Genomic DNA, 11167 nt, shown 5'->3' with positions numbered 1-11167 from the left:
CTCTGTTAGCTTCTGCCATTTTATGCATATCTTCTCTTTTCTTCACGCTAGATCCTTCTTTTTTATGAGCTTGCATTATTTCCTCTGCTAATTTTGCCTCCATAGCTTTACCTTTCCTGCCTCTTGCATAATTAATAATCCATCTCATTCCTAAAGCAATGCTTCTATCTGGTCTAACTTCTATCGGGACCTGATAAGTAGCGCCTCCAATTCTTCGCGCCTTAAGTTCTACTTTAGGCTGGACATTCTTTAAAGCTTTTTTAAAAACTTCCAAAGGAGGTTCTTCTTTTACTTTCTGCTCAATTATGCTAAAAGCTCCATAAACTATATCTTCCGCTTTACTCTTTTTACCATCAAACATTATTTTATTGATAAATTTTGCAATCAAAGTATTGCGGTATTTGGTATCTACCTGTGCTATTCTTTTCTTTGCCCCTTTTTTTCTACCCATATTTATTCCTCGCTCTGCTCGGATAAATCCGAAATCCTAATATCGAAACTCAAAACAACTTCTAAATCCAAATTCCCAAAATCCCAAACAGTTTTGAATTTCGAATTTTTTAATATTTATCCTTTTTTAGTTCCATATTTTGAACGCGATTGTTTTCTATTTTCTGTGCCACCTGCGTCCAATACTCCTCGCACTATGTGATATCTTACGCCCGGCAAATCTTTAACTCTGCCGCCTCTAATAATCACAATGGAATGCTCCTGCAAATTATGTCCTTCCCCTGGTATATAAGCAGAAATTTCTTTGCCCGTAATTAAACGAACTTTGGCAACCTTCCTCAATGCTGAATTGGGTTTCTTCGGAGTCATAGTAAAAACTCTTGTACACACTCCCCTTTTTAGCGGAGAAAGTCCCAATGCAGGGGCTTTACTTTTTCTTTTAAGACGATTCCTACCTTTTTTTACTAGTTGATTAAGTGTCGGCATTTTTTATCACCTCAATTTCCCTGTATTTTTGTAAACCTGTTCCTGCAGGGATTAGTTTACCAATCATTAGGTTTTCTTTCAAGCCCTTAAGCTCATCTTTTCTTCCAAAAATTGCTGATCTGGTCAAAACTCTGGGAGTCTCCTGGAACGAAGCCGCAGATATAAATGACGGGGAAGCCAAAGAAGCTTTAGTAATTCCCAGAACAAGCGGACGACCTTTTGCGGGCTTCTTGCCAGAAGAAATGACTCCTTCATTTTCTTTCTGGAATTCCGATTTTTCCACTTGTTCTCCCCATAAGAAAGACGTATCTCCCGGGTCTTCTATTTGAACTTTCATAAGCATCTGTCTGATAATAATTTCTATGTGTTTATCGTTTATTTTGACTCCTTGCAATCTATAAACTTCTTGTATTTCATTAAGAAGATATTGTTGCAACTTTCTTTCCCCTTCAATTCTCAAAATTTCCTGAGTTACAGCAGGACCATCAGTTAATTTCTGTCCGGCAGCAACCCAATCCCCAACATCTACTTCAATATGCTTGCCATGTGGAACAGCATATCTTCTTGTTTCATTTGACCCCTCAATAACAATATCTCTGACACTGCCTTCCATAACGATTTCTTTAATGTTTCCATCTATTTCTGTCACAACAGCAGGATTCTTGGGTTTTCTGGCTTCAAATAATTCTGCTATTCTGGGCAGTCCCCCAGTAATATCCGTTGCTTTTACGACTTCACGAGGTGTTTTTGCAAGAAGAGTTCCAATTTCTATTTCCTCATCCACATTAACCGTTATATGCGCGTTTGTAGGCAAAGGATAATATCTGACCTGACCAGAATAATCATCCCCGTCTCGACTCGCCGTCTTTGACGATGCGGGTCTTACTATTATCTGCGGATGTAACGCTCCGCGATGTTCAATAACAACCTTTTCTACGATATTGGTCTCTCGATTTAATTCTTCTTTCATCGTCAGACCTCTAATAAGGTCTTTGAATTCAACTTTTCCTTTTATTTCAGAAAGTAATGGACGAGTGTAGGGATCCCAACGAGCTATAACCTCTTTTGCTTTTACTTTCTGACCATCGCTGACTTCAAGAAAACTTCCTACATTTATTGAATAATTTTCTATTTTATTGCCTTCTTCATCTTCTAATAAAATACGGCCATTCCTATTTAAAACCAGCAATTTCCCATCGCTATTCTTTGTTACATTTAAGTTTTGGAATCTTATAACACCATCTGTTTGGGCAGTATAATGCGTTTCTCCCACTATTCTTGAAGCTGTACCTCCTATATGGAAAGTTCTAAGCGTAAGCTGCGTTCCCGGCTCGCCGATAGATTGAGCCGCCATTATTCCAACTGCTTGCCCCAAAGCAACCTTTGTTCCGGTAGCCAAGTCTTTTCCATAACACTTTACGCAGATACCTTCTTTACTTTGACATGTTAAAACCGAACGGATAGAAACTTCTTCTATACCTGCCTCTTGGATTGCATCCGCAATTTCTTCGGTTATTTCATCGCCAGCTTTTGCAATAATTTCATCCAACAAAGGCAATTTTATATCGTCTATCGTTGTCCTTCCAATAATTCTTTCTTTGAGAGGAATGAAATTTCTTCCGCCTAATTCCAATGGTTTTGCAATTATTCCATTTACCGTGCCGCAATTTTCTTCTCTTACTATTACATTCTGAGCAACATCCACCAATCTTCTCGTCAAATAACCCGCTTGAGCTGTTTTCAAAGCAGTATCAGCCAAACCTTTTCTCCCGCCGTGAGTCGATATGAAATATTCCAAAACAGATAGACCTTCCCTAAAGTTTGTAGTAATCGGGAATTCAATAATTTCTCCCACAGCTCCCGTCAATTGTTTACGCGGACGAGCTATTAACCCTCTCATTCCTCCCAATTGTCTTATCTGTTGAGCACTACCTCGCGCTTCAGATTCCATTGCTAGAAGAACAGGATTAAAGGGATGTTTCTTCAATTCCGAAAACATATTTTGAGCAACTTCATCACCAACACGACTCCAAACATCCAACAGCTTGTTGTATCTTTCTCCGTAGGTAATAATTCCTTCGTGATATTGTCTTTCAATTTTCCCTACTTCTTTGCGAGCTTTTTCGATCTTTAACCACTTATCAGGCGGGACTAAAATATCGGTTATACCTATCGAAAGTCCACCCATCGTTGCATAATGAAAACCAAGTTCTTTCAAGTTATCAAGTAACTCACAAGTTGCTTTCTTGCCAAATTGTTTAACATATGAATCAACGAAAGAGGATAATTTACTCTTAGTCATCCCTTCATTCACAAACTCCAAACCATCAGGCAAGACTTCGTTAAAGATAGCTCTTCCCGTAGTGGTTTTCAATTTATTGCTTTTTGTATGTAATCTAAAACGCTCGGGGGTTCTTAATAGCATCGGAGTATGAAGTTTTATTTCTCCTAATTCATACGCGAACTTCGCTTCTTCTGTGCTGGAGAAAAATCTCAAATTCTCTTCCTTGATTGTTTGGTCTGCTTTGCCGGAAACAACCGAGCTTGAATCCATCTTTGTTAGATAATATAAACCCCACACCATATCTTGAGACGGAAGTAATATTGGAGATCCATCTGAAGGACGGAACAAATTATTTGTCGACAGAATAAGCATTTCAGCTTCAAGAAGTGTCTCCATAAATAAAGGGACATGAACACTCATCGTGTCTCCGTCAAAGTCAGCGCCAAAAGCAGCGCACACCATCGGATGCAATTTTATCGCTTTACTCTCGGTAAGTTTGGGTCTAAAAGCTTGAATTCCCAATCTATGCAAAGTAGGCGCGCGATTTAAAAGCACAAAATGGTTCTTCACTACTTCCGACAACGCTTCCCAGACTTCTACGGTGCGTCTTTCCATTAATTTTTTGCCTGCTTTTATGGTATGGAAATAACCCTTTTCTTTTAAATATTTTATTATGAAAGGTTGGAATAATTCCAAAGCCATTTCTTTTGGAATACCACATTCGTCTAATTTCAGCTTTGGATCCACAACAATTACAGACCTACCCGAATAATCAACTCTCTTACCAAGTAGATTTTGACGGAAACGTCCCTGCTTACCTCCAAGTGTATCAGCCAAAGATTTTAGAGGTCTTCCTTGAGTTCCACCTACAACAACTCTGCCCCTCCTACCATTATCAAAAAGCGCATCAATAGCTTCCTGCAACATTCTTTTTTCATTTCTTAAAATTATTTCGGGTGCATCAAGTTCTATTAATCTCTTTAGTCTGTTATTTCTATTGATGACTCTGCGATATAAATCGTTTAAATCTGAGCTTGCAAATCCGCCCTTATCCAGAGGAACAAGAGGTCTTAAGTTCGGAGGAATAACGGGTATTCGGTCTAAAATCATCCAATCCGGAGAATTACCCGAAGTCATAAACGCTTCTACTATTTTTCTTCGCTTGTTTATTTTTCTTCTCGCCACTTGAGATGAAGTGCCCTTCTCTTTTTTCTGTAACCCGTCGCGTAATTTTTCCAAATTCAGTTCCTGCAATAAACGTTTTACAGCCGGGGCACCCATTCCTACTTCAAAAGTATCTCCATATTTTTGTCTATATTCTTCAAGTTCCGAATCGGTTAAAATTTGTTGTCTTGCCAAAGAAGTTTTTCCCGGCTCAAAAACAACCCAGGAATCATAATAAATAAGTTTTTCCAAGTTAGGCAGAGTCATATCCAAAAGCGTTCCCATAACAGAAGGAATAACCCTAAACATCCATATATGCGCTACAGGAGCAACAAGTTCAATATGCCCCATCCTATCGCGCCTTACACTGGATTCCGTAACTTCAACGCCGCATCTGTCGCAAACAACCCCTTTATGTTTTATTTTCTTATATTTACCACAATAACATTCCCAATCTTTAGTTGGACCAAATATTTTTTCGCAGAAAAGTCCGCCTTTTTCGGCTCTGAAAGTGCGATAATTCACAGTTTCAGGCTTTTTTACTTCTCCTTTTGACCAAGACCTTATTAACTGAGGCGAAGCCAATCCCAGTCCGACACTTTTTATTTCGGAAACCTCATTTTTTCTTTCTTTATTTAACCACTGCCAATTACTGCTATCCCACGTTGATTCCTTATCCTTTTCTATTTTAAAATCAAGACAAAGACCTTGCAGTTCTTTTACTAAAACATTAAAAGACTCCGGGATTCCCGAAGTTAAAGTATTTTCGCCTTTGACAATTGCTTCATAAGTTCTAGTCCTTCCTTCTATGTCATCACTTTTTACTGTTAACATCTCTTGAAGAATATGCGCGGCTCCATAGGCTTCTAAAGCCCAAACTTCCATCTCTCCAAATCTTTGTCCTCCCATCCGAGCTTTACCACCTAACGGCTGTTGTGTAACCAAGGAATAAGGACCAATAGATCTAGCGTGAATTTTATCTTCAACCAAATGGTCAAGTTTAAGTACATATATATAACCGACTGTTATCTTATGGTTAAACGGTTCGCCTGTTCTCCCGTCAAATAAAACAGCCTTACCATCTTCAGGTAAATTGGCTTCTTTCAAACAGTTCTGTATTTCTTCTTCTGTTGCTCCATTAAATACAGGAGTTATAGCTTCAAAACCCAAAGCTTTTGCCGCCCATCCCAGATGCGTTTCGAGAAGCTGTCCCAAATTCATTCTGGAAGGAACACCTAAAGGATTTAGAACAATATCTACTGGCGTTCCATCGGAAAGATACGGCATATCTTCTTCAGAAAGAACCTTAGCGATTACTCCCTTATTCCCGTGACGTCCAGAAAGCTTATCTCCTTCTTGAAGTTCTCTTTTGCTAGCTACATATACCTTTACTAATTTAACAACTCCAGGAGATAATTCTTCTACCTGAATATAATCTTTTATTTCTTGCGCAGCTTCTTTTTCTATAGCTTTCTTTCTTTCTGAAAACTCCTCCAAACAATCACCCAGTTTTTCGTTTGTTTTCGCATCTTTTACTTTTATACTCTTTAATGTTTTAAAGTCGAGTTGGTTTAACAAGTTTGCCGACAAGATTCCTCCAGCTTTTATTTGCAGTTCTTTGTCACTTTTCGAGGAATTCGTTTTATTAGCAGGTTTAATTTTAACTGCCTTCTGACTTTTTTTATCCTTAATAATTTCCCTGATTTTACTCAACGCTTCCATCTCTAAACTTTCCAACAAAGCGTCTTTTTTTCTTTTAATGGATTGCACCTCTGAGGAACTGTCCTTTAATCGCTTCTTATCTTCTTCTTCTCTGGAAAAGATTTTAGTATCTATTACGACGCCTTCAGTGCCAGGCGGGATTTTCATAGAGGTATTAAGCACATCACCGGCTTTTTCTCCAAAGATAGCTCTAAGCAATTTCTCTTCAGAAGTAAGCACAGACTCGCCTTTTGGCGTAACCTTGCCCACAAGAATATCACCAGCCTTTACATAGGCACCTATTCTTATTACACCATCACTACCTAAATCCTTTAAAGCCTCTTCGGAAACATTGGGTATATCCGGAGTAATTTCTTCTCTACCTAATTTCGTTTCCCTACATTCAACTTCAAATTCTTCTATGTGAATTGATGTATAGGCATCTTCCTTAATTATTTTCTCCGAAACTAAAATAGCATCTTCAAAGTTATATCCTTCCCAAGGCATGAAAGCTACCAACATATTTCTGCCCAAAGCTAATTTCCCATTTTTTATAGCAGGACCATCAGCTAAAATATCTCCTTCTTTCACTTTTTGTCCCAATTTAACTATGGGTCTTTGATGAACACATGTGGATTGATTTGACCTTATAAAATTTTTCAAAGGATAGTAATCCGTCTCATCTAAAAGCAAATCTTCCCCGCCTCGACTCGCCGTCTTTGGCGAGGCAGAGGATTTAGCACCAGAAACTACTCTTACTATTATGCTATCGCCAGAAACACTATCTATGATACCGTCTCTCTTTGCTAAAACTGTTGTTCCCGATTCCTTCGCCACTACCTGCTCCATTCCCGTCTGAACCAAAGGAGCTTGGGGATTCATAAGAGGAACAGCTTGCCTCTGCATATTGGAACCCATTAAAGCTCTGTTGGAATCATCGTGTTCTAAAAATGGGATTAAACAAGCAGATATGGAAAGTGTTTGAGTCGGATCTACATCCATGTAGTTAACATCTGCGCTAGGCATAAAATGGTAATCGCTTTTATATCTTACCAATGCTCTATCGGTCGCTAAATATCCTTTCTTATCAACCTGCGCATTCGCCTGAGCTATAATAAATTTATCTTCTTCATCGGCCGTAAGATAATCAACATTATTCGTAACCTTTTTGTTCTCCACTTTTCTGTAAGGCGCTTCCAATAAGCCCAAACTATTTATGCGAGTATAAGTAGCCAAAGAGGTTATCAATCCAATGTTTTGGCCTTCAGGAGTTTCTATTGGACAAATACGACCATAATGAGTAGGATGAACGTCTCTTACTTCTATTCCGGCTCTTTCCCTAGTTAAACCTTCAGGACCTAAGGCAGACAATCTTCTTTTATGAGTCAATTCAGCCAACGGATTGGTTTGATCCATGAATTGAGAAAGTTGGGATGAAATGAAAAATTCCATTAAAGAACTATTTATGAGTCGGGGATTTATCAATGTATGAGGCATTAAATCTTCCGCTTTGCCCATAAGCAATCTTTCGTGAATCGAGCGAGTAAGTTTAATAAACGAGGGACGAAGTTGATTCTCCATTAACTCCCCGATACTTCTAACTCTACGATTACCGAGACGGTCAATGTCATCTACATTAGATTTACCCATTTGTAAATTAATCAACTCTTTTACTACAGCAACTATATCGGTAATAGTCAAAACTCGCTTGGATAGAGGAACGTCTAAGTTTAATCTTGTATTTAATCTATGTCTTCCAATCTTGCCCAAATCAAATCTTGTCTTATCAAACAAAATCCCTCGCAAATAAGTTTCAGCAGTATTTGATTCGAAAGGTGTACCTGATCGTATACGAGAATAAATTTGAGTTAACGCTTCTTCTTTGCTCTGCGTGCGATCTTTCCTAAGAGTATTTATTATCAACGCAGTAGCGTCTTTATCTTTTATAATTTTTATTTTGTGCATACCAAAAGAAGAAAGAGTTTTAAGCAAAAGTAGAGAAATTTCTTGTTTACTTTCGGCTATTTTTTGTCCCGTTTTTGCGTCAACTACATCTTCCGCCAATATTTGCCCTATTAACTTTTTATCAAAACCCTTTTTAGTTAAATTTATTTCCTCTATTTCACAGAAAAGCTTTATTATATCTGCATCTTTTGGATAGCCTAAAGCCCTAAAAATCACCGTGCCCAACATTCTTCTACGCGGACCTATTACACCATATAAGAGATCGTTATTGTCGGTCTCAAATTCCATCCAAGTGCCTCTGTCCGGAACTATTCTTGCAACAAAAATTTCTTTGCCTTTCTTTTGCCCACCAGACTCAAAAAATGCTCCAGGAGAACGATGTAATTGACAAGCAATAACCCTTTCTATACCATTTATAATAAAAGTTCCTCTCTGCGTCATAACAGGAAAATCACAAAGATAAACTTCCTCTTCTCTAGTGCTTTCTACTTCTAATCCTTTCTTAACTTCGCCACGCTCCACAGACTTACGTCTGGTAGATATAGGAACAGGATTTTTATAAATACTAAGCTTTAATTTTAACTTCAGAGGGAAAGAATAGGTAATGCCTCTTCTTATACATTCCGCAACACTATAATGAGGACTACCCATAGTGTAACTTCCAAACTCGAGAGAAAATTTCCCATTGCTGGCAATAATCGGAGACAATTCATTAAGGAGAGATTGCAACCCTTCATTCTTTCTTTTTAAAGGGAGCGCATCAGATTGAAGAAAAGAATTAAAAGATTGATTCTGTATCTCCACTAAATTGGGTAATCCCATCACTAAAGGGATCTTTTTAAAATTTCTTACATTAGTAGATGTAAGCATACGCGCTTTTTCCTCCCTTTTTACCTACTCGCTTCGCAAGCAAGCGGGTTTGATTAAAAAATCAATATCACGCCAAATTCCCTTTAAATTAAAAACCAAGGGGAAACATCAGGGACACCCGCCCGCTTCGCAAGCAGGTGGGAATGTGATAATTATTTATCTACTTAACTTCTACCACCGCACCAACAGCTTCCAACTTTTTCTTCATATCTTCTGCTTCTTCTTTGGAAACATTTTCTTTTACAGTTTTTGGTGCACTTTCTACCAAATCCTTAGCTTCTTTCAATCCAAGATTAGTGAAACTTCTGATTTCTTTTATTACTTGGATTTTTTTATCTCCTGTAGAAGAAAGTATTACGGTGAAGGATGTTTTTTCTTCTTCAGCAGCCTGCTGTTGACCTGACCCAGAACCAGCTGAAGCGACAACTTGAGGAACAGCTTGAATTGCAGAAACTCCGAATTCACTTTCCAAGTTCTTTACTAATTCGGAAAGTTCTATAACGGTCAAATTCTTAATGCCTTCTATAATTTCCTCTCTACTCAATTTGACCTTCGTAGACTTTGATTGTTCTTTGGGTTTTACCTGTTGTTCTTTATCTGCTTCCTTCTTGGACATCTTTGTTCCCTCCATCTTGAACGTTCTGATTGTTGTCAGAACTATTTTTAATTGAATTTATCACACTTACCAGACTGAAAATCATCTGGTGCAAATAACTAACTAAATTTGCCACTGGGGCATTTAAATTGCCAACAACATTGGTCAACAACTGCGTTTTACTTGGAAGAGCTGCGATTTTCTTTAAATTCTCATCGCTAACTATTTCGCCCTCTATTATGCCACCTTTCAATATCAAAGCTTGATGCTGTTTTGAAAAAGATACGAATGCTTTCACAAGCGACGTCGGGTCTTCCGGTAAAAATGCAATTGCACAAGGACCTGAAATAAATTGGTTAATTCCCTCTCTACCACTTTTGTCAATAGCCTTGAGAGTTATAGTGTTTTTTACTACTTTATATTCTCCATTTCCTTCTCTTGCTAATTGTTGAATATTCGACATCTCTTGAGCGCTTAAACCTTTGAAATTTGTAAATACTATGGATTTTAAGTTGCTCAATCTATCAACTAAAAAATTTAAACTCTCTTGTTTTGCTTTTTTATCCATGAGATTCTTACAATTTAGGAATATCTGCAAATTGTTTAGTATCAATTCTTATCGAAGGCCCCATTGAAGTAGATATGTAAGCTTTGTTTATATAAGAGCCCTTGGAACTGTGAGGTTTTTCTTTTAATATTGCTTTTATCAAAGTAGCTATATTTTCCATCAAATCAGAAGCAGAAAAAGAACTTTTTCCAATAACAAGATGCAAATTCCCAAACTTGTCATTGCGAAATTCCACTCTGCCTAATTTCATCTCTTTAATAATTTTCCCCAAATCATTAGACACGGTTCCTGTTTTTGGCGAAGGCATTAAACCTCGAGGACCCAAAACCTTGCCCGCCTTAGCCAACTTTTTCATCATGTCGGGAGTAGTAACCACAGAATCAAAATCTAGCCAACCTTTTTGTATCTTTTCTATTAATTCATCTCCTCCAACAAAATCTGCCCCTTCTTTTTTTGCATCACTTGCTTCTTTGCTTTCGGCAATGGCCAAAATTCTAATCTTTTTGCCTATACCCTTTGGCAACGTTACAGCTCCTCTGACTTGCATATTTTGATTACTCGCGTCAATACCCAGCTTAATAGCCAAATTCACTGTTTCGTTGAACTTAACTTTTGGTGTTTCTTTGATTATGCCAATAGCTTCGTCAAGAGAATACAGTTTATCTGTATCAATTTTTTGATTTATCTCTTTATACCTCTTACTTCTCTTCTTCATAAAATTCTCACCATCTATATTAATCAAGTCTGATTGGATCTGCGAATCTCAAAATCGTGATTATATATGTTTTTCTAAAATTTTGCCAGCTTTTTTATTTCTATTTTCTTTTCCACTAAGAAGAACTGTCAGCTTCCACTTCTATTCCCATATTCCTAGCAGTGCCTTCTATTATTTTTACTGCTTTAGAAATATCAGGAGCGTTCAAGTCCTTCATTTTTATTTTTGCAATTTCTTCCAATTGTTTTCTCGTAACTTTTCCAACTTTATTTTTATTAGGTTCAGAGGACGCTTTAGCTATCCCAACTGCTTTTTTAAGTAAAATCGCTGCCGGAGACGACTTTGTAATAAAAGTAAAAGACCTGTCTT

Annotated in this window: 7 protein-coding genes; all 7 read right to left on the bottom strand. The window is 37.6% G+C overall.

Going from position 1 to position 11167, the window contains the following annotated elements:
* On the bottom strand, nucleotides 1-451 hold a 451-nt coding region (gene rpsG / locus KAS42_05865), incomplete at its 3' end, for a 30S ribosomal protein S7 (GenBank protein ID MCK4905743.1).
* Nucleotides 452-567: 116 nt separating this feature from the next.
* Nucleotides 568-936: a 30S ribosomal protein S12 gene (rpsL, locus tag KAS42_05860; protein MCK4905742.1), complete on the bottom strand. Its 369-nt coding sequence runs from the start codon at nucleotides 934-936 to the stop codon at nucleotides 568-570.
* Entirely contained in the window at nucleotides 923-8920 is a 7998-nt protein-coding gene (gene rpoB, locus KAS42_05855; GenBank protein MCK4905741.1) for a DNA-directed RNA polymerase subunit beta, read from the bottom strand. Before rpoB ends, rpsL begins: the two co-directional genes overlap by 14 nt.
* Before the next feature lie 160 nt (nucleotides 8921-9080).
* Complete coding sequence (gene rplL / locus KAS42_05850; GenBank protein MCK4905740.1) at nucleotides 9081-9536, bottom strand: 50S ribosomal protein L7/L12; 456 nt, start codon at nucleotides 9534-9536, stop codon at nucleotides 9081-9083.
* A complete protein-coding gene (locus KAS42_05845; protein MCK4905739.1) occupies nucleotides 9514-10083 on the bottom strand; it encodes a 50S ribosomal protein L10 in 570 nt (189 codons plus the stop codon). The genes rplL and KAS42_05845 overlap by 23 nt, the downstream gene beginning before the upstream one ends.
* Nucleotides 10084-10090: 7 nt before the next feature.
* Nucleotides 10091-10798 (bottom strand): 50S ribosomal protein L1, encoded by a 708-nt coding sequence (locus tag KAS42_05840; GenBank protein ID MCK4905738.1) that lies wholly within the window; start codon nucleotides 10796-10798, stop codon nucleotides 10091-10093.
* Between the two features lie 115 nt (nucleotides 10799-10913).
* Nucleotides 10914-11167 (bottom strand): 50S ribosomal protein L11 (locus KAS42_05835; protein ID MCK4905737.1); only part of this gene is annotated, 254 nt, incomplete at its 5' end.

The organism is bacterium (assembly GCA_023135785.1).
GTDB lineage: Bacteria > CAIJMQ01 > CAIJMQ01 > CAIJMQ01 > CAIJMQ01 > CAZNJA01.
This window is presented reverse-complemented; position numbering and strand designations above follow the sequence as displayed.

Excerpts from the sequence above, each read along its gene's own strand:
- rpsL (MCK4905742.1), bottom strand. The coding sequence starts at position 936 with ATGCCGACACTTAATCAACTAGTAAAAAAAGGTAGGAATCGTCTTAAA.
- rpoB (MCK4905741.1), bottom strand. The coding sequence starts at position 8,920 with ATGCTTACATCTACTAATGTAAGAAATTTTAAAAAGATCCCTTTAGTG.
- rplL (MCK4905740.1), bottom strand. The coding sequence starts at position 9,536 with ATGTCCAAGAAGGAAGCAGATAAAGAACAACAGGTAAAACCCAAAGAA.
- KAS42_05845 (MCK4905739.1), bottom strand. The coding sequence starts at position 10,083 with ATGGATAAAAAAGCAAAACAAGAGAGTTTAAATTTTTTAGTTGATAGA.
- KAS42_05840 (MCK4905738.1), bottom strand. The coding sequence starts at position 10,798 with ATGAAGAAGAGAAGTAAGAGGTATAAAGAGATAAATCAAAAAATTGAT.